Annotated in this window: 20 protein-coding genes; 4 read left to right on the plus strand and 16 right to left on the minus strand. The window is 57.5% G+C overall.

Features of this window, described 5'->3' with window-relative positions:
* Positions 1–34: 34 nt before the first annotated feature.
* The 16 genes from DKW72_RS10815 to tagH all read right to left on the minus strand — a co-directional run bounded on the left by DKW72_RS10815 (position 35) and on the right by tagH (position 19,715).
* Positions 35–1,897, minus strand: a complete 1,863-nt coding sequence (locus DKW72_RS10815; protein WP_157960464.1) for a hypothetical protein — start codon at positions 1,895–1,897, stop codon at positions 35–37.
* Positions 1,898–2,052: 155 nt separating this feature from the next.
* The gene (locus tag DKW72_RS10820) at positions 2,053–3,057 is read right to left on the minus strand and encodes a hypothetical protein (protein WP_111642388.1); all 1,005 of its coding nucleotides are present in this window, start codon (positions 3,055–3,057) and stop codon (positions 2,053–2,055) included.
* On the minus strand, positions 3,041–5,197 hold the full coding sequence (locus DKW72_RS10825; protein ID WP_111642389.1) for a hypothetical protein: 2,157 nt from the start codon (positions 5,195–5,197) through the stop codon (positions 3,041–3,043). The genes DKW72_RS10820 and DKW72_RS10825 overlap by 17 nt, the downstream gene beginning before the upstream one ends.
* A 15-nt stretch (positions 5,198–5,212) precedes the next feature.
* Complete coding sequence (locus DKW72_RS10830; protein ID WP_111642390.1) at positions 5,213–6,175, minus strand: AgmX/PglI C-terminal domain-containing protein; 963 nt, start codon at positions 6,173–6,175, stop codon at positions 5,213–5,215.
* On the minus strand, positions 6,168–6,680 hold the full coding sequence (locus tag DKW72_RS10835; protein ID WP_111642391.1) for an ExbD/TolR family protein: 513 nt from the start codon (positions 6,678–6,680) through the stop codon (positions 6,168–6,170). The genes DKW72_RS10830 and DKW72_RS10835 overlap by 8 nt, the downstream gene beginning before the upstream one ends.
* On the minus strand, positions 6,677–7,192 hold the full coding sequence (locus DKW72_RS10840; RefSeq protein WP_111642392.1) for an ExbD/TolR family protein: 516 nt from the start codon (positions 7,190–7,192) through the stop codon (positions 6,677–6,679). Before DKW72_RS10840 ends, DKW72_RS10835 begins: the two co-directional genes overlap by 4 nt.
* Before the next feature lie 5 nt (positions 7,193–7,197).
* Entirely contained in the window at positions 7,198–7,815 is a 618-nt protein-coding gene (locus tag DKW72_RS10845) for a MotA/TolQ/ExbB proton channel family protein (RefSeq protein WP_111642393.1), read from the minus strand.
* Positions 7,816–7,829: 14 nt separating this feature from the next.
* Positions 7,830–8,030, minus strand: coding sequence for a hypothetical protein (locus DKW72_RS10850; protein ID WP_111642394.1), 201 nt, complete (start codon positions 8,028–8,030; stop codon positions 7,830–7,832).
* 2 nt (positions 8,031–8,032) lie between these two features.
* On the minus strand, positions 8,033–10,555 hold the full coding sequence (locus tag DKW72_RS10855; protein ID WP_111642395.1) for a bifunctional serine/threonine-protein kinase/formylglycine-generating enzyme family protein: 2,523 nt from the start codon (positions 10,553–10,555) through the stop codon (positions 8,033–8,035).
* Positions 10,556–10,564: 9 nt separating this feature from the next.
* Complete coding sequence (locus DKW72_RS10860; RefSeq protein ID WP_111642396.1) at positions 10,565–11,341, minus strand: PP2C family protein-serine/threonine phosphatase; 777 nt, start codon at positions 11,339–11,341, stop codon at positions 10,565–10,567.
* A gap of 11 nt (positions 11,342–11,352) precedes the next feature.
* The gene (gene tagF / locus DKW72_RS10865; protein ID WP_111642397.1) at positions 11,353–12,054 is read right to left on the minus strand and encodes a type VI secretion system-associated protein TagF; all 702 of its coding nucleotides are present in this window, start codon (positions 12,052–12,054) and stop codon (positions 11,353–11,355) included.
* A complete protein-coding gene (gene tssM, locus DKW72_RS10870) occupies positions 12,054–15,608 on the minus strand; it encodes a type VI secretion system membrane subunit TssM (protein ID WP_111642398.1) in 3,555 nt (1,184 codons plus the stop codon). Before tssM ends, tagF begins: the two co-directional genes overlap by 1 nt.
* A 12-nt stretch (positions 15,609–15,620) precedes the next feature.
* Positions 15,621–16,505: a type IVB secretion system protein IcmH/DotU gene (gene icmH, locus DKW72_RS10875; RefSeq protein ID WP_111642399.1), complete on the minus strand. Its 885-nt coding sequence runs from the start codon at positions 16,503–16,505 to the stop codon at positions 15,621–15,623.
* A 33-nt stretch (positions 16,506–16,538) separates the two neighbouring features.
* Positions 16,539–17,873: a type VI secretion system baseplate subunit TssK gene (gene tssK, locus DKW72_RS10880; protein WP_111642400.1), complete on the minus strand. Its 1,335-nt coding sequence runs from the start codon at positions 17,871–17,873 to the stop codon at positions 16,539–16,541.
* Positions 17,874–17,891: 18 nt separating this feature from the next.
* The gene (gene tssJ, locus DKW72_RS10885) at positions 17,892–18,365 is read right to left on the minus strand and encodes a type VI secretion system lipoprotein TssJ (protein ID WP_111642401.1); all 474 of its coding nucleotides are present in this window, start codon (positions 18,363–18,365) and stop codon (positions 17,892–17,894) included.
* Positions 18,366–18,389: 24 nt separating this feature from the next.
* Positions 18,390–19,715, minus strand: coding sequence for a type VI secretion system-associated FHA domain protein TagH (tagH, locus tag DKW72_RS10890; RefSeq protein ID WP_111642402.1), 1,326 nt, complete (start codon positions 19,713–19,715; stop codon positions 18,390–18,392).
* 412 nt (positions 19,716–20,127) lie between these two features.
* On the opposite strand from tagH, the gene tssA reads away from it, so the two are divergent.
* The 4 genes from tssA (at position 20,128) to tssC (DKW72_RS10910) (ending at position 24,914) form a co-directional block, all read left to right on the plus strand.
* The gene (tssA, locus tag DKW72_RS10895) at positions 20,128–21,240 is read left to right on the plus strand and encodes a type VI secretion system protein TssA (protein ID WP_111642403.1); all 1,113 of its coding nucleotides are present in this window, start codon (positions 20,128–20,130) and stop codon (positions 21,238–21,240) included.
* 57 nt (positions 21,241–21,297) lie between these two features.
* A complete protein-coding gene (gene tssB, locus DKW72_RS10900; RefSeq protein WP_111642404.1) occupies positions 21,298–21,828 on the plus strand; it encodes a type VI secretion system contractile sheath small subunit in 531 nt (176 codons plus the stop codon).
* Positions 21,818–23,308, plus strand: coding sequence for a type VI secretion system contractile sheath large subunit (tssC, locus tag DKW72_RS10905; RefSeq protein WP_111642405.1), 1,491 nt, complete (start codon positions 21,818–21,820; stop codon positions 23,306–23,308). The genes tssB and tssC (DKW72_RS10905) overlap by 11 nt, the downstream gene beginning before the upstream one ends.
* Before the next feature lie 91 nt (positions 23,309–23,399).
* Complete coding sequence (tssC, locus tag DKW72_RS10910; RefSeq protein WP_232522381.1) at positions 23,400–24,914, plus strand: type VI secretion system contractile sheath large subunit; 1,515 nt, start codon at positions 23,400–23,402, stop codon at positions 24,912–24,914.
* Positions 24,915–24,935: the final 21 nt, after the last annotated feature.

Below are 24,935 nucleotides of genomic sequence, written 5' to 3' on the forward strand. Positions count from 1 at the left end.
ACCGGCGGGCGTTTTCAAAAACAGTTTATGGGAGTTAGTCGATAGGGAAAAAAGACTTGGATATCGTTACGATTTCCTTGGTGGTCATATCCACGGCAAACAAACCAAACGTCAAATCGCGAGTCGGAAACGACTCTTGGTGAATGAGCGCCAGGTAAATAATTCCCGCTTCGTCGAGAAGCTCCATCCTGGCGCTCCTCCAATGCTCCCAGACGTCCTCCTCGAACGTCAGAAATCGTGTCCACTGCCCTGATGCCGGATCAAACCTGTGCATCCCTTCCGGAACCGGTCCAATATAATTCGTTCCCACATATAGCGTCCCCTCGGCCTCAGAAATCACGATATCTTCCAGCCATGCCACGTCCAGGTAACTGTGAGGGTACCCCTCAAAAGAGACGATCTGACTATCGCCCGTCGCCAGGTCAACCCGACGCAGTGAATTCCTATCCTGATCCGTTGCGACATAGGCGCTACCCTCGTCACTCGGGTCCAACACTATGGAAACTGGGCTTGAAAAAATGGGTTCTTTATCCACATCCCGCTCAAGTACCACGCTCCGCGCGCCCGTATTCAAGTCCACCTGCAAGACACGGCTGTCAAACATTAGCGCGAGATACCCCGTCTCTGGGTCATCACGACTAAACGCAAAACTAGTGGCACGGCTCAGACTATTCTCCCCCGTGCCGCCCTCCATAAAAAGTGAGAGCTCACCCTTATCCAGGTCCACCGCGTAAACTCCCTCAAGCGCCCCACCCTCTCCCATCAGCAGCCGATTTCGAGCCGAGTCAACACCCAGAGCGGTGATCGATAGGGGCCAATACTCAGCCTCTGGGGGGCGTGGCCCCACGAACTCAGAGCGCTTACCCGTTGAGACATCAATGGCTGTCACAAAACCATAGCTAGGCACCTCGTTGTGAGTTCCGCGCATGCCGGACACAAAAACGCGCTCAGACGCGGGATCGTAGGTCATTTGCTCAAATCGTTCACCAATCGCCAACGCATTATCCGGAAACGGCACCCCAAACGCCTGCTGATGTACCTTGACCACCGGGCTTTGCTCCAGCGACGTCTCGTTACCGTGGTCGTCGGCGGCAATCAGCGACACTGTGTTCAAACCGGGCGCGAGCGTGACCTCGGCCGTCCACACCTCAAACCCGTTCTCGGAACCCGCCTCGTAGGTTTCTACGCCACCGTCGTTCTCCACATACAAAGTCACTGACGCTATGGGACTCATCTCGTCATGGGCCGTGCCGCGAACAGTCAGGGTCTCGGCATGGGTGGCCGTCGTGGGCGTTGGGAATACGATCGCGACCTCAGGGGGCACATCATCCACTGGTGTGCGCACCACGAAGGTGGCGCCGCCCTCGCCCACGCTGACAGTGACTTCGCGGATGCCGTTGGCAGAATCCGGCGCCTGCGTGCGGAGCGTCAATGATTGACCGGATGCGATCTCGCCGGGTTCGGTGGTGAACTCGCCGCCATCAATTGCGTACTCACCCTGATCGACCGATACCGCAACGGGAACAGTGATTCCGGTGATGGTCGCCGACTCGGACTCAACCTCTGTACCCGGGGGTACATCATCAACGGTGGGAAAACTGAACGCGTCCGGCGTCGTCACATCCGGCTCGGGCTCAGGCTCGCTGGACGACGAGCTGCTGGAGTCGCTGCTTTGGCTGGAATCGCTGCTATGACTGGAGTCACTACTGGCGCTGGACTCACTGGATGAGCTTGATGAACTACTGCTGGAGCTGTTGCCTGACTCGTCGGGCAACGAACTTGACGATTGGTTGTTGCCGTTATCGGGGAGAGGGTTATTGTCGCTATTGCCACCGCAGGCACTCAAAACAACAATCAAAAAAAGTGCGCCAACAGCGCGATTTGCGAAGGACAGCATGACGTTAAACGCTCCTTGTATTCCTTGTCAGATTTTCAATGGCGACATTGTGCCACAGTTCACACAGCCATTGTGTGAACTGGTTAAAACTTGAGGCTCCTGGCGCAATAAGCCACCGTGAAGGCTGCTATCCTTCGCGATAGTTACGAGAATCTCTAGCGGGTGAGAATCCATTCGCCGCCTTCTCGACGGAAGTGTAATGCGTATACGGCAGCTCCGCCTTCATCGCGTAGCAGCATAATCGCTGGCGCAAAATTTTCCCTATCAAGACTGACTATTTTCCTGTTCAGCTCCTGAACAACACCCACATGATCAGGTACCAGAGGAACCAAGGTAAGCGATTCGTTGCTTGCGGCTCGCTCTAGATCACCCCTGATTCCTGCTTCTGTCGTGCCTTTTTCGAAATAGAACGCCTGGTCTGTCTCTCTATTTCGCTCATCGAAAAGGTGTATAATGCTGTCAATATCGTTACTTTCTATACCGCGATGTATCACCTTATGCGCCTCAAGCAAGCTATCCCTTGCAGCGTAGTAATCTTCGTCACTGGCAGCGTAGTAGTCAGGTAGCACGTCACTATTAAAAAAGGCCCACAGTGGCAATGAATTGGGTGCGTTCACGTTCCGATAGATAACCTTCGCACCTTCGTAAGATCCCTCGGCTTCCACAATAGGATCCGATACGGTGACATCTTCACCACCCGCTATAAGCCGCCCATTGTTGAAATGGTAACCGCCAGACTCAGAGTGCTCCAGCGTGTACCCCTGTTCCGCATCACTATCTGATTTAAACGTCATGCTCAAAATCGTGATTTTGGATTCCTGTTCTCCTTGGGGATGTACGTTTAGAGACACTTTCAACAGAGCTCCGGCATTGAACCGCCCACTTTCATCCAGAGGAGCGACCATAAACCCCACTTGATTATTTTCTGGGTGAAAGTAGTGATTGGCCGGAAGAGTTAGCGCCATACTGCCGCCGTGATAGTACTCATCGAACAAAGAGACTCCGTTGATGACCACCTTGAAGCTCAGGCTACGAGCTTCAAAATCAACTGTAAAAACTGGTTTTTCATTTAAAACATTCACGACATCCCCTTCCATCTTTTCTGAAAACGCTTTGTTAGTTGCTAATAAAACAATAAGTACGCTAGTAATCCATTTCATCTAATTTGTACCCATACTCATTTTTCGGATACCGTGCGGACGGCAATACATCTACAAGCTTTTTTAGATTACTTTCTCTTACTGAAACTTCATCCGCTCTCAAGAAATTACCCCGCCGCCTTCGGCCACCACCTACATCGTCATCACTCGCAAGTCCCTCTCTCGACACCTCCGCATAGTACGTATAGTAAATCGCCGCGCCTGTAAACTCCACACAGCCAGATAGCGCAGGTTTTCCTCCCTGAGTTGTCGCACTGAGGTTGAATACCGCGCCCACACCCTCTGACTCGCTGGAGGCGCTGGCGACTGACATGGCCATCCCCACGGTGACTTTGACATAGAACACTCTAGTCTCCGCCTGAATTTTGGCCCGCAGTGCAACGGTCAGACTGGCACTACCACCTCCGCTCACTCCGGCATCGGCGTCTTTGCTATTCCAGGGCTTACCGGCCACTTTGTTCCATTCGAGCTTTCCGGCCAGTTCGCCCGAAATCTCCAGATCTATGCGAACCACAGCCGACGCATCGACCCGTTCATTGCCTATCCCCTCCTCAGCACGCGCCCGAATATCTTCCAAAAATCGGCTATAACCGGTCGCGGCGAAACGAATAAGCCAGCCGAGAATATCAATCTTTACGTTGGCCCCCAACAAGGGAGAAAGGCTCAGGGCTACTGTTCCGCCCACATCGATCCGATGACTACGCTGAACTTCTTGTAGCTCCACGCCTCCCGCCAGCTCAACGCTGGGCCATTTCACATCAAAGTGTGTGAGCCGTTTTCCCTCACCTTCCTCCCGAAAACTGCTTAACCGATCGATCATCGGCTTAACGGTATCGTAAAGCTCTGGAAAGTAGTCGCGCAGGTCATTGGCGCTAGACGATTCCAGATTCCAATGTTGCGTCCCGATGTTACCCGCGAGCCCTACCCCCAGAGACCAGCCTGCATTCGTATCCTCAGAACTCTCTCCGTCTGGCGGCGTAAATCCCATCGCGGCCTTGCCTTGCCACTTCCAAGTAGGAAAAGCATGCACGATAGCCTCAGCGGATTCTATGCCATCGCAGCCCTTTGTTGTGATGGTGTAGCTGTTGTGGCCCAAGGCGCCAAAATTAGGGATCAGGTGATTGCGGATAAAATCCGTAAAGGTATTGACCTCTTGTGTACTGTCCGGAGGGACAACGCGCAGCTTATAGGGACTTTGTCCGGTTGTGATATCTGTATCCGGACCCCGAATGCTGACCGCCGGGCAATCCGAGCTCCCCTTACCGCAGTAACCCCCAAAGGCAATGTTGACCTCATCGGCATCGGCGTCATCTTGGGTAAGCACCTGAATGACTTTATCGGTACCGTTGACGTTGGGTTCAGCGTGAAGGGCGTCGAGTATATAGCCGCGATCGCCAAAATGGTTGCAGCGCAAGGTGAGTCGATCAAACTCACATACCGGTTCGTCGGCAAGCTGGACGGCCTCTACTTCGACACCCGGAATTTGCGTGTGAGCCAAGGCGGGGCTTACGGGCTCTGCCAGCGCATCCAGCATCGCATCTCCTTTTGCTGGTGGGGCTGCAGGTATTACAGACTGCTCGGCAACCACCAGATTGCCCTCAAGCAACTCCCTTGCAATGGACCGCCTTGGCTGGGCGGGGCTCCAATGGTTACGCCCGGCCAATTGGCTCATAGCCTTGAGTTGCGCAGGTTCGGGGTCCAGCGCCTGTAACAGCGCCATGGCTTCCTCGAACGTATTGCAAGGCTTAGTACTCGCGCTGGAGGGAATCGCTACCGGTGGCATCACCCTGAGCGCAGTTGTCGCGCCTTGAAGAAACACCGTTTGTAAGCCTAGCCGGGCCAGCTTGTGTGGGCACGGGACTTTGTAGACACTGAGACGCCTGTGGACAATCAGCGTAGCCACCAGATCGATGGGGTTCCTGTCGTACGGATCAACGGGAGGGCCACTGTGTACCGAATACAACAACTCAAGCCACTTTGTGGGCGGCACGTCGAACGCCGCCAAAAACTGTCGGGCGTAAACCCTATCATTGAATTCCAGCGGTTTGGCAGCGGCAGGGACACTGGCATCGTTGGCGGCGACCAGCCGATAATGATCACCGAAGGTATCCCTGGCTTCAATGGTTTGACCGTTCATCATCCTTGGTCCTTTTGGTTAAGACGGCAAAAATTCTATCGGATAGATAATAGTGATGGTTTCCGCTTGACGTTGTTCAAATCGAAATTGCAACACACGGTGGCGGATCTGTTGTTCCAGACTCGGGTTGTTGAGCTCGCTCGAGACAACATCAACAGCGGTGACTTCTCCTGTCGGCTCAATGGTGACCTCCAGAACCAGACGCCCTTCCAGGCCGGGGTGCTGACGGCGAGCCCTGTTGTACAATGAGTAGAGCGTCCCCCGATTCTGATCGAATACCAGAGACACTTCCTCTTCGCTACGACCGGTTTCTGCAAAGCTCGCCCGTCGCACCTCATCACCGCCGCCCTCATCGGCGACCTCCTCGGGACCGCTGACCGCAGCCAGTTCGCGCCGTGCCAGGCGACTTTCGCCCACAGCGACAGCGGAAACAGGCGCGGGGCCCGCGCTATCCGCTCGGCCAGCCGCAGTCAGCACCTCGGTGCCACTGTAACCGGACGCTGTTTGCGCGTCGCTCGTTCGGGCGCTCGACTGGGTATCGACCAAAGCGTCGACGTCGGAAGTATCCATCAAGCTGTCCAGTTGTTCGCCCATGGCTAGCAACCCGGTTTGGGCGGCTCGCTCCCGGGCCTCCTGCTGCGCTTCGGTCAGAGGTGCGGCTTCACGCTCGGGGCGCTCGCGCTCGACCACTGGTCGCGGCTCAACCACGGGAGGGGGGCGGCGCTCCGGGGGCGGCTCTGCAGGCTCGGGTTCGGGCCTGGGCCGCTCGGTAATGTAGCGTGCGACCCGCTCGGGTATATCTGCGCGGGTCATCCGTTCTGGCTCGGGCACGTTGATGCCCCTCAGAAGCGCACCCACAAGCAAAGCGGCCGCCACACAGCCAACGACAAGCCAGCGGTAAGTGCCATCAGCGTTGCGGGCCGGCTGCCATTGGACCGTCAAATCACAGTAGTTGGGCGGAAAGTTCTCTCGCTTAGTCATGGCCACCTGCCGCCAACTCTGAGCGCTCCAAGGATGTCTGATCGGCAGCAAACGCTATACGGCTGTATTCCAGTTCCCGACCAGTCTGAATAACTCGGCGAATAATATCGTAAGGGATGCTTTGATCGGCAATGACTGTCAGGGTGTCACGTCCTTCGCCCGCGGCCAGTGATCGACGATAGGCCAGTTCTTCACGCAAGGGCGCGAGCGTCTCGCCTTGAGCCTGGGCAATGTCGGCCAGCGTCATTACTCTGCGGTTCTGCACCAGGACATCATCTTCTGTGAGGATAATGCGCAGGGTTTCTTCCGGAGCGGTTTGCGATACGCTCGCGGGCAAGGTCAATACTTTCGCGCTTGGCAAGGCTTTCTCTGTCGATGTATTGATCAGCAGAAAGAACACCAAAATGGTGAAGATGTCCATCAGGGACACCAGATTGATACCGGGCTTTTTGCGCAGCTGGTTGTAACGGCCCAGGCGCCGCGCCCGAAAACTCGCTGGCTTCATGACTGCCCTCCCTGTAATTCCTCAGGCGCATCGCCCAGGGAAATATCCGGAAACAGCTCGACGATTTCCAGAGTTCCAACCTGAACTTGCTGCGTACTCGCAACCCGGTCCATTACCTGAATCATGGTGTTGTATGAGATACCTGGCTCCAGAAGCAGCGCAATAGCGGTCTCCTCGGGAAAGCGGCCTTTGACTTCTACCAACAGGCTGCGAAGGGTTCGCCATTGGGCATCGTCGTCGGTACGCGCGATGCGCTGAATCAAACCAACGTTAGCATCACGCAGGTACAGGTGACGTTCCCCCACAATCAGCTGCAACTGCAGCCGCACCTCTTCATCATCAGCACTCTGCTCGAGGGCATCCAGTGCCGGCAAGTTAAGCTCGAGTACGGTCATCCGTGAAAACACCGTCATTATCAGTAGAAAGGGTACCAGGATGACCATCAGGTTCATAAAGGCCGTGATGTTAAGCTCGGCCGCTTCCTGGCTCTGTCTTTTTTTTCGCAAGCGCATTGTGCTTACTCCCGGGTCATCAGGTTCAGGCACTTCACCGCCGAGGTTTCGATGATGTCGACGACCTTGGTCGCTTTGGTGGACAGATACGAGTGCAGAAGCAACAAGGGGATGGCGGCGATGAGACCAAACGCCGTGGTGTTCATCGCCAGCGAGATACTTGCCGACAGCATGTCAGCCTTCTCGGAAGGATCAGCCTCGGCCACTGCGGTGAAGGCGCTGATCAGACCGATGATGGTCCCCAAAAGTCCTAGTAGAGTCGCGACGTTGGCCAGAGTCGCCAGGTAGTGTGTGCGCTGCTCTACCTGCGGCATGACTTCCATGACGCCCTCTTCCATCGCCGACTCAATGGCCTCGCGCCGAGCGCCGGGCTCAAACCGGGAAAAGCCGTAGCTGAGTACCCGCCCGAGTGGATCGTTCATATCGGTGACCTGGCGGGAGGCCCGCTCATAGTCCTGCGCTTTCAGCATGGGTGATATCTTCTGCCAGACACGCTGAACTTTACTCTGGGTTCTGCTCAAGTAAAGAAAGCGGTCGATGGTTATCGCCAGACCAAGCGCCATAACGGCGAGGATGGCCCACATAAACAGGCCGCCTGATTGGAAAAAGCTTACAACGTTCATACCTTGCCTCTGGGTTAGTCGTCTTTACGACGGGTGATTAAATCAGTGTCCGCCGGGACTGCACGGGATTGGGGCAGCTGCACACCATTGATGCGGGCATCGAGCTGGTTAAGCAGGTCGCGCCGATAATGACGATAATCGACCGTCGACAACCCGCGCTGGTGGTAATCCAGCACCAACTGATGCAACTGCTCAACGGTTTGTTCGGTGGTCATACCTAGCGGCCTCCGTTGTCGGTATTCAGCTCGCGTAGCACGCGAAAGCCGGTCGCGCCGTCGGGGCGACCGTCGTGCGCCTGGCGCGCATCGAGATGGCAATCTTCCATCGGGGTTTGGTAGTTGCCCCCCAACGCCCAAAGCCGCCCCTCACGGTCCCGCGCCCATTCGCTGGCGTTACCCAAATGATTGAGTAAACCCCAACGGTTCTGCTGGCCGACACCGACCCGCGCGAGACTGTCGCCGCGCTGGATACCGCGCGAGTCGAGTCGGCAATTGCGGTTGGAATCGCGCGCGGAACCGCCGGCATCCGCCGCGTGACGCCACTCGCTGGCGCTGGGCAGCCGGTAGTGGTACCCGGTCACATCGCTCAGCCAGGCCAGAAAACGCTCGGCGTCGTGGATCGATATGTCGGTCGCCGGCCAGTCGCGACGGCGACCCGCTATGGGTGTACAGCCGGTGAGTTCACAATAGCGGTTGTATTCCCCTACGCTCACTTCTTCCTTTCCGATGGCAAACGCCCGACCTCCGGCGGGTGCCGGTATGACCACCAGCGCCGGGCCAGCGCCCAGCGCAGCAGCCCGGTCACGGCAGCCTGCACGCTGTCCACGTGCGCCCATGCCGGCGAGCGACAAGCCACAAGGGTCGCGCGGCGAAATACTGATGGCTGCGATGCGGGCACTGCCCGGGAATATCTGTTGCGCCTGTTGCTTGAACACCTGGGCGCGATCCGAAAAGCTGGTGCCGACAGTTTCAATACAACTCGCAAGCTCGGTAATAATGCGCGCTTCCTGCTGCTGGTAGCGCGGGCGATCAAGCTCACGTAATTTATCGACGGCGATACGCAAATCGTCCATGTTGAGCTGTTGACGACAAGCGGTCTGGTCGTCGACGTTGGCCAGCGCCGCATCAAACGCGCGATTGATCGCCGCCTGCTGCTCGCGACGTTGCTGCTGACGCACCGCCATGGCCTCTGCCGCCGCACGCGCCGTCTCTTGCTCCTGGAGCTCTTCACGCTGACGCTCGGCAACGTTGCGCAGCTGGGCCGAAAGGGCGTCGAGCTCTTCATGGGCCTGACTGTAACGGTAGGCATTCTTGAGAATATTCTGGGCAGTGTTCAACTCCCCCGCGCCAATGCGCTCAGTGACGGCTTCCAGGTACAAGTGGTAGATGGTCTCCCGCTGGACACTGAACCAGGGGTCGTCGTCGCCCAGCGTATCGCGCAGCTCGGAATAGGTATCCCACAGGGTCGCTTCCCAGGCAGCGCTGAAGGTGCCTGCCGCAATCAGGTCAGTCAGAACCTCCTGGCGCATTTCCAGGCGCAACGCCTGCTCGATCTCCGAGCGCACTTCCTGCTCCGAGAACTGAGGCCAGAGTTCGTCCTGATATTGGTATGCCGCAACCGCCATGGAGGTGGTAACCACCAGCGTACCGACAACGTACTTCAGTTTGGCGACCGGGCGCACGCTGAACTGGCGCCAGAACTCAGCCACGGAGGCCATCCGTTGTTCGCGCCGGAATGCCAGGCAACTCTCGATGGCACGCCATTGGTGCTTGGGCAGCCCCGGTATGCGTTTCACTTTCATCTTGTCGCGACAGGCCTGGTCGGCATGGGCGCGTTTAAATGGGTGTTCTCCAGCAAACAGCTCGTACGCAATACAGCCCAGCGCATAGATGTCGTCGCGCGCGTCCGGCGGCGCCCCTTCAAGCATTTCCAGGCTGGCGTACGCGGGCGTAAGCGCTCCCAGGCTCCCCGCGTCAAACACGGTCTTATCGTCCGTGCTTTCATCGGTACGCTCAGCTTTGGCCACGGCGCGCGCGATGCCAAAATCAAATACCTTGGGCGTTCCCCGATGGGTCACAAAGATGTTGCCAGGCTTAAGATCCGAATGAATGATGTTTTCGGCGTGGGCATAGACCAACGCCGAGCAGATTCCCTCCAGAATGGAGCAGCATTCCTCTTCCGATAAGCCGATACCGCGATACTGATCCAGCAGCTTGTCGAGGGGTTTACCGTCGAGAAACTCCATGGTCATAAACACGGTATCACCGTCGCGATCAAAATCGTGCACATTCACGATATTGGGATGGGCAATACGTTGGGTTTTCCGAGACTCCCGCTGCAGCGCGATAAACGCCTCCGGGTGACTCTTGAACTCGTCGCTAAGCACTTTGATGGCAACGTAGGGATCGCTGTCCTGGGCTTCGATTTTCAGACTGTCTTTGGCCTTGTAGACCACACCCATGCCGCCTGCGCCAAGCACATCTTGCAAAATAAAGCGGCTTTTCAGTCGTCCGGCAGGTGCGGCGGGTGCACCTGTCTGCTGGTGGGCAGGGACATCGGGATTGATCTGGGTGCGGTCGACCGGTGTTACCGGTGGAATGGTAACGATTTTTTTCGCCGGCGGCGCGAATCGGGTTTGGTCATCACCACCGGTGCGCGCGACAAATACCGTGGCATCAGCAGCCACCTTGTCATCCCTGCGCTGAATACGGGTACGCTGTTCCTTATCCTGCTCTGTCATAGCCTTCCATTAGCTCTGTTGAGTCTCCTGACGGACGATAGCCCCAGGGATGCCTTTGGTCACCACGGCAGTTACATTGTCAGGCGCGCCCGCCTGCATGGCCGCCGCCATTAGTGCTTCCACACTCTGCGCCGGTTCGCGGCATTCGAGCCTATCGGCAATGGCTTCATCGCTGAGAACACCGTGCAGCCCATCGCTGCACAGCAAGTACATATCGCCGAGTTGAACGTCGAAAACCCGAAGGTCTAGCAGTAGGTTTTCTTCCACGCCTACCGCGCGGGTAATCACATTACTGCACTGATGGGTGCGCGCCTCTTCGGCCGATATCAGGCCCATCGTCACCATATCCTCGACCTGACTATGATCGCGGGAAATACGCGTCAAGGTCTGGCGCCGGTATCGATACAAACGTGAGTCTCCTGCCCATAAGCACACCCCAACACGCCCGCAAATAATCAGGTCCACCAGGGTGCTGCCAATGGTCGCACCGCCCAGGTTCTGGCGGGCATAGCGTTGCAAGGAACCGTTCACCCCGAGCAAGCAATCTTCAATACAGTCAACCGCGCCGGCTAACTCGTTGGGGACTGCCAGGCGCGCGAGCGCCGAAACGATCTCCTGACTGGCCACATCTCCCACCGCGTGTCCACCCATGCCATCGGCCACCGCCCAATGGTTGCAGGCGCCGCGCGACAGGTACGCATCTTCATTATGCTCGCGCACGGCGCCCGGGTGTGTTGCCGCGTGACTTTCCCAATAGATGGGACGACGATAGGTAGTGTCCTGCACGGTTCGCGCCCCTAGCCCTGGATCCGGGCGGCACCAAGCTGCTGCCACTGCCAGTCACGCCACTGACCGGTCAACATCGCGGTCGCACGAGCGACGGGCGGCAAGCCGCCGGTGCTTGCCAGGCAGGGATCGACTCGATCTGAGCCCTGGGTCGACCATACGCTGTACGATGGCAACTGGCTCGCCAAGCAGCGATCCAGCATGAGCGGGTAAGCATCGAGCGGAAATACGCTCGGATCGGTCAGTGGCGCCGACAACGCCAGTTCCGAGAAAGCTGCTTGAATCGGCGTGTGTGCCAGAGCGTCGGCCAACTCGTCAATACGAAGCTGGCCATCCAGCGCTTGCAGGGCGAGCGTCTCCACATCTTCAAACCAGGTGGCGTTAGTGGCCAAAGTCCCGACGGGCGCTGCCGAACCGGGCAGTTGAGTCATAATTGAAAAAGGGAAATATCGCCCCACCCGGTCGACACTGGGCAGCACCACGCCCGCCCACACGTGCTCATCGAGCACGCCCGGGGAAAGTACAAAATGCCAGATGGGGCTGGTCAAATACACATCCAGCCAATGCTCGCCGAGCTGCTCGCGTGCCGTTCCCACCAGCGCTTGAAGCCATTCGTCCCACACATGAATACAGGCCGTAGGCAGGCCCCGGTAAACAAAATCACCGTGGGCGGGCAGCTTGCCGTAAAAGCCGGCGGCGGTTGCCATGCTCATTAGAGTACCTCCGGGCACCGGTACTGGCGCAAAGGGTTATCGTTGAAAATGTTATTGACACTTTGCGCTCTGACCTCGTATACAATTTCATCACGCCCGTCGGGCGCATCGGTACGGCTGTCGGCCGAAAACGTCAAGCGATAGACGTCGGCCCGGGAGGTGCGCTCGACCCGGGCGTCCTCAAGTGCCCTGAGCCAGGCCCAGCCCCCCTCATAACGCCGTTCACGCACTGCGCCGTTGACCCCTTCGAAGCGCAGGCGCAAACGACTCTCGGCCCGATCGCCCGCCCACGTAACCGGCCGCCACAAGCGCGGCCCGTGATTGTAGCTGAGGGCTTCGCCCCCCATGTCGAGGGAGAAGCGGGCATTTTCGGCACTCAAATCCATGGGTCGGAATTCCAGATCCAGCCTCGGCGTTGGTTCGCTACCCCGAAACATAACGTCGGTGACCTCCAGGCCTTGGCGAATACGCTCCAGGCTATCGCCCGAGAGGCCGAGAGTGTAGCCATCCACCTGTCGATTGCTCCAACGCCCGCGAGTGTGAACAAAGGGTTCAACATACTCCTGAAAAAAACGCTGGTGCGTGCCCCCGGGTTTAAAAAACTCAGTGAAGTCATACATCGATATTTCAGCGGAGGCGCCAGCGGTGAGCGGATACCGCCCCGATGCAAAGCGCTGGTAGGGGCGGTAGACCTGTTCGTGCCACTCGCGACTGACGTGATTGCGTGCCGAACCCAAGATGACCCGCCAGGTTTGTGCCGACAGCTCCTCAAGCCAACCCTGCATCGGCTCGGGCATCGTGCGCGCATAGCTGCGCAGCTGAGTCATCGCGTTTCCGCTGCCATTTTGGTAGCGATCCCGGGCGATCTCGAAGGCACGCTGATCCGGGTTGGGGGCCATGCGGATTTCCTCGACGAAGTCGGCAAGCTTGCGCACCTCTTGCAGCGTCGCATGAACCGGTGCGGCGCTATCGTCACCACCGGCCATCAGGCGATGCAGATCCCGGTAGTGACGATCCACCGGTGTGTCATCTATCCTGCTGGCGGCCAGCTGTGCCGCCTGACTCGAGCGCTGACCTCGCCCTGCCCCCGCAACCGCATCGCGGACACGCGAATCGGTCAAGCGGGTTTGATCAACCTTGGCCTGAAGCACCGCGTGCAATGGCGAATTCAGGGTGTCAGCTGCACGCCCGAGAATGTCACCGGCATGGTTCAGGCTGGTGAAGGGCTTGATCTTGATTTCCGCCATGGCGTTGTTCCAGGTGCGGATATAATCGTTGTGATAAAGCCGGTTTACCTGCTCACTGAGAGCACTCAGATCGTCGTCGCTGATGGACACATCGGTGCTATCGAGACTGGCGAAGATCCACCGGTCATTGACCAGTTCGCGCAGTACTGGGGAGCGGCGAGACAAATCAATCGCCCGATAGCCTTCGCGGGTGTACAGCCAAGGGACTTGGTTGACCTGCCGGGCCCGGCTGTCGTAATCAAAAACGATACTCAGCTGATCCCCGTACCGCACCTGCATATCCACCCGGCGCTGATACTCGGGCTCGGTCTGGATACGGTTGTACACCCGCGTTGCCAGGGGTACCTGCTGCAGGCGCTCGGCAACCTGACGTGAGAGCGGCTGGTTTAAAGGCTGGGACTCAAGCTCCAGACTCAGCAACTGCGCCAGATGGGCCTGAACCTGACGCTGCTCGGCAGCACTGAGTAAGTCAGCCTCTGCCCAGTAACGGCGGAACCACTCATTGACCGCACCCGGCGCGAGGCGCTCGACATCGCCAAACATCTGATAAACCCGAAAACGACCATACAGGGCGAGATCTTCATCTGTTTCGGTGAGCGCCCGCTCCAACTCTGCCAGCAGTCCGCGCATAAAGGGTCCGCGCAAGTAATCGTGGTACGCCTGCCGGGTACGCCGCTCAATGCGTCCGTCATAGAGCCCGACACCGGTAAGCCAGGGATGATTTTCCTGCGCATAGACGTCACTGGCCATCGACAGAGACGCCAAGGGCCCCAGCGTGGCACGCACGCTGCGATCCCACTGGGGGGTTTCCCGGGCCGAGGCCTCGAAGGCGCTCAGGTGATGGCGCACATCCTCCATCGACCCCGCGTGGCGGCCGACACTGCCCGTCCAAATTACCAGTAGCCCGGCGACGCAGGCCGCGAGGGCGCCGTAGGCTCCACGCTGCCCCCACCGGCGCCAACGCTCGTAGCGCGGATTGGTCCCCACAAGTTCCGATTCGGGGAAGATCACATCGCGGAACAGGCGTCCAAGGAAGAAGCTTTTACCCCGGCCAAGCGCGACGGCCTGAGGTTCGCGGTCAATACCAAACTGGCTCGAAACCGCTGTCATCAAACGATCAATCGGCGTCCCATCCTGGGTCCCGCTGGAAAAGTAAACGCCCCGCAAGTAAGGCTGAAAACGGTAGCGGTTAGGGGCGAAGGTCTCACGCACAAAAGCCTGCACCAACGGGTGAACCTGCTCCATCTGGCGCGGAAACTGCTCAATGGCGGTCCGCCGCTCGCGGTCGCGTTCCTGGTGCATCCGCCATACCAGGCGTTCATAAAGTCGCGCTTCCAATTCTCCGAGTTCGCTGTCAATATCCTCAAAGTCTGGCGCGCCGTCCGCGTGAGGTGAATCCGATAACGTGACACCCCACACCTGGTCGCGCTCATCTCGCCCCAGGTCCTCAAAGAACTCATTGAACCCGGAAATGAGATCCGCCTTGGTAAACAACAGGTAAACGGGAAAGCGGACCTCAAGCTTGGTCATCAGTTCATCGATGCGGGTCCGAATGGTGCGCGCATGACGAAGCCGCTCCTCCTCTGGCTGTGTCAGCAGATCCTGAATACTGATGGCAACAATGACACCGTTAATGGGACGGCGGCGGCGATGTTTTTTGAGCAAATCAAGAAAACCCTCCCACGCCGAACCATCGACAACCCGGTGGCTGTCCTGAGTGGTGTAGCGTCCAGCGGTATCTACAAGCACCGCCTCGTTCGTAAACCACCAATCACAATGTCGAGTACCGCCGACGCCCTGCAGGGCGCCTCGGCCGAATTGCTCTGCAAGCGGAAACTCGAGCCCGGAGTTGACTAGCGCGGTGGTTTTCCCCGCGCCCGGCGGGCCGACGATGATGTACCAGGGAAGCTCATACAGGGCTCGCGTTTTGTTGGCACGCCCGCGAAATTTGTGTCCCCGGAGTGTGGTCAGCGCATTAAAAAAGCGCTGCTGAATTTCCTTGACCTCTTCCCCCGCCTGCGTGGATGCATAATCCTGGCCGCCGACCGGCGGGCTCTCCTGAATATCCTCTACCAATTGTTTGTTCTGTTTGTGGTTCCGCGCCTGGATACGCAGGTTGTTCAAACCCCAAATGATCAGAACCACCATTATGGCGACCAACCGGGCCTGGCTGCCGGCCAAAGGGGCGACGTTGGCATCGCCAAACTTGATCGCGGGACCCACAAACCAGATCAGCAAAGCAATCACCACCACGCCAAGGAGCGATAAGGTTACGGGGTGAATGAGTCGAGCAAATAGTTTTTTCATGCCACGATATCCTTAATCCCTTGGCGACTGATCACGTCGTTCCCTGGTTTCAATGCCGCCGATGACCTGTTCGAGCTGATCGACAACCGGGTTGGAGCTGCTGTAAAGCCAGTAGCGAAAGCCCGAGTAGGTCATGACCAGAACCAATGCCACACTCGCGGCCAACACCCACAGAGGCACGTACTCGCTCAACGTGGAACGCGTCTTGCCCAGCCCCTTCCAGCGTCTGGACAGAGCCCTTTCGTGCTCGCCCCGGTAGCGCCGAATGGTTCGATAGAGATCATCTTTTAATTGTTCAAGCGCATCCCGCCCCCGGGTCGACAACCGGTAGCGCCCCTCAAATCCGAGGCTCAGACACAGGTACATCAACTCCAGCATGTCGATATGCTCAGCCGGTGCCTGAAGCATCCGCTCAAGAATCTGAAAGAACTTTTCACCGCCCGATGTTTCGTTGTGAAAACGGCTCAGAAGGCTGCCTTGCGCCCAGGGGCTGTCACTCCCCCAAGGTGTGTTCAGTACCGCCTCATCCAGAACCGAGCAGAGCACATAGCGCGCCGCCAATATGATCTCCGGCTTGATTCCGCGCACCCTGGCCCGTTCCTCGAACTGCCGAATCTCATAGCTCAGCTGACGATAGAGGCCTGAGACATCCGTGTGCCGAGCGGTGCCACTGACTCGGGCATGCACCGCCAACAACGTATCGGCGGCGCTCACCAGCGGATTGAGTCCTCGCCCGGGAACAATCAAGGCCAATGTCTCAGTGTTGGGTGTCGGGACAGGCGCGGGCTGTGCGGCCTGTACAGCAGCGCCACTGAGAGGTTCAGCACCGCCTTTCATGCGGGTTCGATCCCCCCCGGGACGCGGCTGTCGAAAAACGGTTTTGTCGACGTTATCCATCACAACTCCTGTCGGCTAAGGCGAAGGCGGGCGCTACTGCCGAATTGCCCAGAACTCCATTTCCAGGCCGGGGAAATCCCCACCCACATGCAGGGCGAAACCCCCCGAGGTTTTCAGCTCGGGCCAGAACGCACCCTGCTTATCCAGCTCAAAATAGGCGTAGCCCGAGCGGTAGGGAATCTGCCGAGGAGCAACCGGCAACGGACGTATGGCGATGCCCGGCATTGCAGCGTTGACGAGCTGGCGGATACGCTCCACCGGGCCGATTTTGATCTGGCCCGGCAAACGCGAGCGCAGAACCTCTTCCGACACATCCGCGCGCACGGCCAGGACGAAACTTCCGGAATCCAGCAATGAGCGGTCAGTAATGGTCGCCACACGAATACCGTACTTTTTTTCCTCCAACTGCAAAGCGGTAGCCGTTTGTTCGTACACCATTGACAGGTAAGTGCGCAGGGTACTCCAAAGCGGGCCGAAGCTGGCTTGCAGATCGTCGTGGCGGTAGGGTGCAAACTCAGGAGGACGCTTGGTCTTGGCCACAAAGGTTGCAAACTCGCCCGCCATCTGCAGCAGCAGTTGATAAAGCGCCAAGGGATGAAGGTTGCGAAGCTGAACTAGATGATTGATCAACGGCTCAAAACGGTTAATCATTTGCAGCATCATGTAGTCGGCAATCTCGGCGCTGCCACCGCGCCGGGCGTCGGCAAGCCGGCCGGCGATGGCCTCGCCCCGGTGATGCAAAAGCCCGCCAAGCTCGGGAATGAAGCCGTTCAGCCGCGGCGCCGCCGAACAGTCCAGGCATGCGGGTATGAACTGTTCGTCCAGGAGTACATTGCCGTCATCCCGCGTTTCGGCGATCCGCAGAACCCCGATACAGGCATAGCCACTGAGGTCTTCAGTCTCAAGCATCAAACGAACCCGCAGCTTGCCAATGTCCACCGGGCGAGTATCACCGCCCTCTGCGCTGCAATCGCGGGTGCTCATTTCAGAAACGTAATAACGTGCCAACGCCTGGCTGTCATCACCCCGGGATACGTCGACGGCGCCGGGTCGGCGGACGGGCACGGTCAGGTAAACCAGTGTGTCGTGCACCCCCTCAGGTAACGCCAACACCGCAGGCGCGTCGTCCACGTCCGGAAAATTAAAGGGGGTTCCATCGGGAAATACACCCTGACCGCGCAGTACCGACAGCTTGCCCAGCTTCAATAACTGTTGATCCAGCTCAAACGCCTGCAAGCCCCACGCATGAACGCCCAGCGCCGAGCACTTGGCATCGACATAGCGCTCCACGTAGCGATCATACTGCTGAAAATGCTGAGGATTGAGAAACATTCCCTCAGACCAGATAACTTTACTGCTGAGTGACATAACGGCTATTCCCTGTTGTTAATGCACCTGCGTGATGGTGTTGCCTGAAATCCGGATCCAGAGCCGATCGCGAAATACATTTTTGGCCGTCACCGGCACAACCAATTTATAGGTGGCATCATCGTATTGGTAAAACTCGGCCAGTATGCCCACGTACCGGGTTTCCCGATCCAGAACCATCTCGTACTCACGCAGCTCCGTGGGCGCCACGCGGGACAGCTGTCGACGATTCACCAGACTGTCCCCGAGCACGTTCTGATCCCGCTCGTACAACTCGATAAAGTCGGCTCGCGCAAACGCATCGGGGCTGCGCAGTTCGTACAGTCGAATGAAAACCGGCGCCGGCTCATCCCGGGTGTTCGGATTGATATCCTCAGCGGCGCTCACGCTCAGGGTAAAATCCGTATTCAGATTGAAGACGCGCCCCACCCGGCTCTCCTGGGATGAGCAGCCCACCAGCATCAAAGCGCCCAACAGCACCAATATGCGCATGATTCTTCCCTCTCCAGACAGTGGCTATTTCGACCGCGAAGCCGCAAGGCTTCTGAGTTGATCCTGATAGGCCTGAACAAATTCATCGCCGAAAATCTGCTGAAATGAGCGATCAATATTATCGTTCAGAGTTTCGTAATGTGCCTGGTACTGACGCCAGTAACGCCCCGACTGCAAAGAGCCAAAAGCGCCGGGCTTTTTCTGCTTATCAAAGGCCGCCTGAAGCCGGTGCGGATCAAAGTCCTCCAACATATGCTCAAATGCGCTGCGCATACCGGCAATCATGGCCAACTGATGCTCGGCGATTTCCTGAAAGCCTTCGTGAATAGCGTCCAGCGGCGCCTTGTAGGCTTGGCTCCGGCGCACAAAGATGTTGTCGATGGCCTCGTCGACATCAGCGGAGAACTTGAGCGGATTATTCTCGACGGGCTGGATGGTGGTTACGTTCATCCGAAACTCATTCTTGATGCTCGCGCGCGAGCGCAACACCTGCATCAGGCCGGCAATGACCTCCCGGATCATACGACCTACCAGGGGAGAAAGTTCGGCGCGATCGGCCGGAGACAGGCGACTACTGTCCAGTCCCATGGCCTCGATCAGGGCATCTACCGGGCCACCTGCAGACTCAGTCTGTGGCGGAATTTTCGCTACCGCGGGCTTGGGCACGGGTGACGCAACCTCAACGGGCGCGGGCATAGATTCGGGCTCTGCAGCGCTCGACGCTGCCTGAACCTCGTCGAGCCAATCGTCAGGGATCAAACTCTCGGGCGCAGCCTCAGGCCAGGCAATCGCCTCCGCCGCCGGGCTGGCAGACGCAGCCGTTTCGCCGATGGTCCAAGGCTCTGGCGCCACATCACTGTCAGCGAGACCATCCAGGGCCTGCAGCGGGTCGACTGACGCACCACTGTCTACCAGCACAGAATCGCCAGGGCCAAAAGGATCCTCGCCAAAGGCAGTACCCGATGAGGCCGGAGGCGGCGCAGCGCCGGGCAAATCATCGAAGGGCGACAGGGGGTCAGGCGTACAGGCGGCTGACATCTCAACGGCGAAACTGTAGTCGCCGAGACTAATGGAGTCACCATGAGTAAGACTGGCACGCGAGCCTTTACCCAGCGGCTCTGACGATTGATTGAGAAAGGTACCGTTGGTACTGAGATCAATAATCTGGTAATGATTGTTTTGAAAAACAAGCTCACAGTGCCGTGACGAGAGAATTCGCTCAGGATCGGCGAGAACCCAGGTGTTGCCGGCGCCTCGACCGATGGTTCCGCCCTGCTCGCCGAAAGTATGGGAAGGTTGTGAAAGCGGTATGCCGTCCGGTGCTTTGGTAATCCTTAACTGTAAAGTCATCCTGTTACTGTCCCGAAACTATCCATTTTTTCACTGTGACTATTTGGGCGTCAGGCACCCAGCTGTGCTTGGCAAAGCTACAAGGAAAGACACGACAGGTTGTCGCAAAATTCCCTCCATGGAAGGAGGCTATCCATGCGAAACGCATTCTGCCACAGTTTTTTTTGGCGGGCGATAACACCTTTGTTTTTTTGCACATGAATTCTCAAAAAGTTGAACCGGCTCATACTTTTTGAAAATTCTTTGTTTAATTTGGCGCAATTTTCTTGTTGTCTATTTAAATAACGAATCTGCTTGTGGTAAGTTTCTGCGCATTGTCATCACTGCAAATCAGCGCCAGCACGCGAAAGACGGAACGGCATCCGCTAGTTAATCAGTCACTAGAGAAACACAATAGGGATATTGTCAATTCATGGCCTCAGAACGCGTTATCGACTTAGATGCACTCCTTGCGCCCATCGCCGAAACCACGCCTGCGGGCAATGATCCGCGAGAAGATGCGTCGCCTCAATCGCTCTACCAAACCCTGAAAAGAGAGCGTTCCTCTGCCCGTGCGGCTGAACGAAAAACCGTGCACGATGGTAACGATCAGGAAGCGGACAGCCATTGGCAGAACGTATTGAGTATGGCCCCGACACTCATTCAGGAGCAGGCAAAAGACCTCGAAGTCGCGAGCTGGCTGACGGAAGCCCTGGTACGCAAGCACGGATTTAGAGGCCTGCGGGATGCATTTGCGTTAATACACGGACTGGTGCAAAACTTCTGGAACGACCTCTACCCCCGCCCGGATGAAGACGGCATCGAAACCCGCGTGGCACCGCTGTCTGGCCTCAACGGCGAAGGTGCCGAAGGTGTCCTGATTGCCCCCATCCGCAAAGTGTCAATCACGGAGGGCAATCCTCCAGCCCCCTTTAGCCTGTGGCAGTATCAGCAGGCGCTGGATATTCAGAAGCTCCCCGACGAAGATGCCCGGCAGACAAAAGAACAGACGCTGGGTTACAGCCTTTACGATATCGAGCGGGCTGTGGCCGAGTCGTCGGACACCTTCTTTATCGAACAACGGGACCATCTTGACGAAGCATTGGCGCATTATCGCGCCTGTAGCGAGACACTCGACAATCATTGCGGCGCGGAATACGCGCCCCCCGTGCGCAATATTCTCTCGGTGCTGGAAGAGTGTCGCGGTGCTATGAGTCACCTCGGCAAAGACAAGTATCCGGTTGCCGGAGAACACACGGAAAGTGCCAGTTCCGACGGCGATAAATCCGCCAACAGTGACGTCCCCGTATCCACAAACCACATCAAGAAGAAAGCGCTCGACCGAGAAGAAGCCTTCCGGCAACTGCGGGAGATTTCCGACTTCTTTCTCAAGACGGAGCCGCATTCGCCGGTCTCCTACGTGCTTCAGAAAGCGGTCAAGTGGGGCAATATGCGGCTTGATGAGCTGATCGCAGAACTCATCCCCGACTCATCTTCTCGCGCGCATTACAGCGAGCTGACCGGCGTCGACATTAACGATGACTGATGCCTGCTGAACGAAAGGAAACTGAAACTCAATCACAACCCAAGAGGAATAGGGATTATGTCCGATAGCATCCACGATAAGCTTAAACGCGTGCGCAAACCGCGCGTACATATTACATACGATGTAGAGACCAACGGCGCAATCGCCGAAAAGGAGTTGCCTTTTGTGATGGGCGTCATGGGTGACTACTCTGGCGACAATACTGAGGGCAAGAAGTCTCTGAAGGAGCGTAAATTCTCCCAAATTGATCGGGATAACTTCAATGACCTGATGGGTAAGATCAACCCAAAACTGAGCTTCAAGGCCGAAAACCGCCTGGAGGGCGATGGCAGCGAGATGAACGTCGACCTCGACTTCAACCGCATGGAAGACTTCGAACCGCACCGGGTGGTGCAGCAAGTGGAGCCATTGCGAAAGCTGATGGAAACCCGGAACAAGCTGCGCGATCTGCTCACCAAGGCAGACCGTTCAGAAGACCTGGAAGCGCTGCTGGAGAACATACTCAGCGATACCGAGGCACTGTCGTCTCTCTCAGGGGAGCTGGGCGTAGGCGAAACTGACAAAGAGGAGCAGAAAGATGGCGAGTAACGAAGAAGCCGTTGTAGAACAGCAGGAAGCAGACGTCCAGGAACTCAGCTTCCTTGAACAAGCCATTACGGCAACCCGACAGACGCCCGCTGACGAAACCCAGGAGCTGCTTAAGACCCTGGCCCAGGAAGCGATGAACGGCACGGTCAAATGGGACAAGAACCTGACTGTCACTATCAACAAAGCCATCAGCGCTGTGGACGAGTTGTTGTCCAAGCAGCTGGCCGCCGTCATGCATCACGAGAAGTTTCAGAAGCTTGAGGGCTCATGGCGGGGCCTGAATCACCTGGTGATGAACTCCGAAACCGGCGCCCAGCTGAAAATCCGGATGCTCAATATCAGCAAGAAAGAGCTGGGCAAAGATCTGGAAAAGGCCGTCGAGTTCGATCAAAGCCAGATATTCAAAAAGATCTACGAGAGCGAGTTTGGCACGGCCGGTGGCCAGCCCTATACCGCACTGATCGGCGACTACGAGTTTTCGTCGCACCCGGACGATGTTTCCATGCTGAGCATGATGTCCAACGTCGCGGCAGCGGGTTTCTGCCCCTTCCTGACAGCGTCTTCTCCCAAGATGTTCGGTTTTGACAACTTCACCGAACTGTCCAAACCCCGGGATCTCGAGAAGATCTTCGATTCCGCCGAATACATCCAGTGGCGCAGCTTCCGTGACAGCGACGACTCCCGGTTTGTCACTCTGACTATGCCTCGGGTGCTCGCCCGCCTGCCCTATGGCGCCTCCACCAAACCGGTTGAGGCGTTCAACTATGAAGAAGTGACCGTAGGCGACGACGGCAAACACCTGACTACCGACCACGACGAATACTGCTGGATGAACGCAGCGTACGCTTTGGGAACGGTAATGACCAAAGCCTTTGCCGAATATGGCTGGTGTACCAGCATCCGCGGCGCCGAGGGCGGCGGTCGTGTCGACGGCTTGCCGAGCCATACCTTCGTCAGCGATGATGGCGATATCGATCAGAAGTGCCCCACCGAAATCGGCATCACCGACCGTCGCGAAGCAGAGTTGAGCAAACTCGGCTTCCTGCCGCTGTGCCACTACAAAAGTACCGATTACGCGGTATTCTTTGGTGCCCAGACGGCGCAGCGTCCCCCCAAATTTGACGATCCCGAAGCCAGCGCCAACGCCGCCATCTCGGCTCGCCTGCCCTACATCATGGCAACATCCCGTATCGCTCACTTTCTGAAAGTGATGGCACGGGACAAGATCGGCTCTTTCATGGAGGCCGGAGAAGCCGAGGAATGGCTCAACAACTGGATCAGCAACTATGTGAACGGCAGCCCCGGTGCAAGTGCGGAGATGAAAGCGCGCTTCCCGCTCGCCGAAGCTCATGTCGAAGTGAAGGAAGTGCCGGGACAGCCGGGCGTTTTTAACGCGGTTGCCTGGATGCGCCCCTGGCTGCAAATGGAGGAGCTGACGGCTTCTCTGCGCCTGGTCGCAAATATCCCGAAAGCGGGTTAACGCTCGATCCGGCGGCCTCCGGGCCGCCGGTCTAGGTGTGTACTCTACCCCCATAGGGACCGGAAGGATTCTTAAGAGACCCGAACGCGCAATGTCAAATCACGTCACGGAAGCAACCCTATCTGGATCACGCTCGAGTCCGACGATTAGCCTGGATGCCTTGCTGGCACGACAGGCGTCTCTGTCCGGGCTGGATGACTTTCTGCATGAACCCGACGCGCTAAAGGCGCTGCACTATTTTCTGATGGAAGTGACACCGCTTGAGCCTCCGCAGACCACGCAGGACATCCGGGCGACGATCATGCGCTCGATTGCGCGCATCGATAAAGCGATTAGCGATCAGATCAACGCCATCATTCATCACCGCCAATTTCAGGCGCTGGAAGCCAGCTGGCGAGGCCTTTGGTACTTGGTGGTTCAGGCTCAGGACGCCCGCAACATAAAGATCAAAGTGCTCGACATCACCTGGACTGAGGTGAGCCGTGATATCGACAAGGCGCTAGATTTTGATCAAAGTCAGCTTTTTCACAAGATCTACAGCAGTGAGTACGGCCACCCCGGCGGCGAGCCATTTGGCGTATTGATCGGTGACTACCAGATCAGCCACCGGCCCTCTGCGCGCCATCCCCTCGACGACATCGCGACGCTGGAAGGTATTGCTCAGATTGCGGCGGCGTCTTTCGCGCCCTTTATCGCAGGCGCATCCCCGGAGTTGTTCGGTATCGATGACTTCGAAACTCTGGGACAGCCCCTCAACCTCGAGACCATCTTTTCGCAGGACGAGTACATCCGCTGGCGCAGCCTACGCGCCAAGGCCGACGCCCGTTTTCTGGGCCTGGCGCTACCGCGCACCCTGATGCGCCTGCCCTACCGAAAGCGTCACGGCAGCTACAAAGGCGTGCCGTTTAGTGAGCAGAGTGCGGAACGCGGCGGCGAGGGGTACTGTTGGGGCAACGCCGCTTTTGCTTTCGGCGGCGTACTCATTCGGGAGTTCGCCAACGTCGGGTGGTTTGGCCACATTCGCGGGGTACCCCGGGACCAGCTCGGAGGCGGCCTGGTTACGACGCTACCCGTCGATACCTTTGACACGGACAGCGGTATGCTCGCGGCCAAGCCAATAACCGATGTGATCATTACTGATCGGCGTGAGCGCGAGCTGAGCGAATTGGGATTTGTCCCTCTGTGCCAGTGTTTCCAGGCGCCCTTTGCTGCCTTCTACAGTAACGCGTCAATCCAGAAGCCTTCGCTCACGGGAGAGAGGCAAGTCAACGCGCGTCTATCTGCCATGCTCCAACATGTCCTGTGCGGCTCTCGGGTAGCGCACTATATCAAAGTCATGATCCGCGACAAGATCGGCTCATTTATCACACCCGATGCTTGCGAAGACTTTCTGCGCCAGTGGCTTTTTCGCTACACCACAGGTCGCGAGGACCTTGAATGGGAGGAGCAGGCGCGCTATCCGCTGCGCGAAGCGGCGGTCAAAGTCAACGAGCACCCAGAGCGTCCCGGTCAGTACGTCTGCGTCATACATTTGGTACCCCACTATCAGGTCGACCAAATGGTATCGGAGTTGGAATTGGTGACCGAGCTGGTTCAATCCAGCTAACCGAGTGACTCAAAGGACACG

Source organism: Marinimicrobium alkaliphilum (assembly GCF_003259155.1).
Taxonomy (GTDB): domain Bacteria; phylum Pseudomonadota; class Gammaproteobacteria; order Pseudomonadales; family Cellvibrionaceae; genus Marinimicrobium_A; species Marinimicrobium_A alkaliphilum.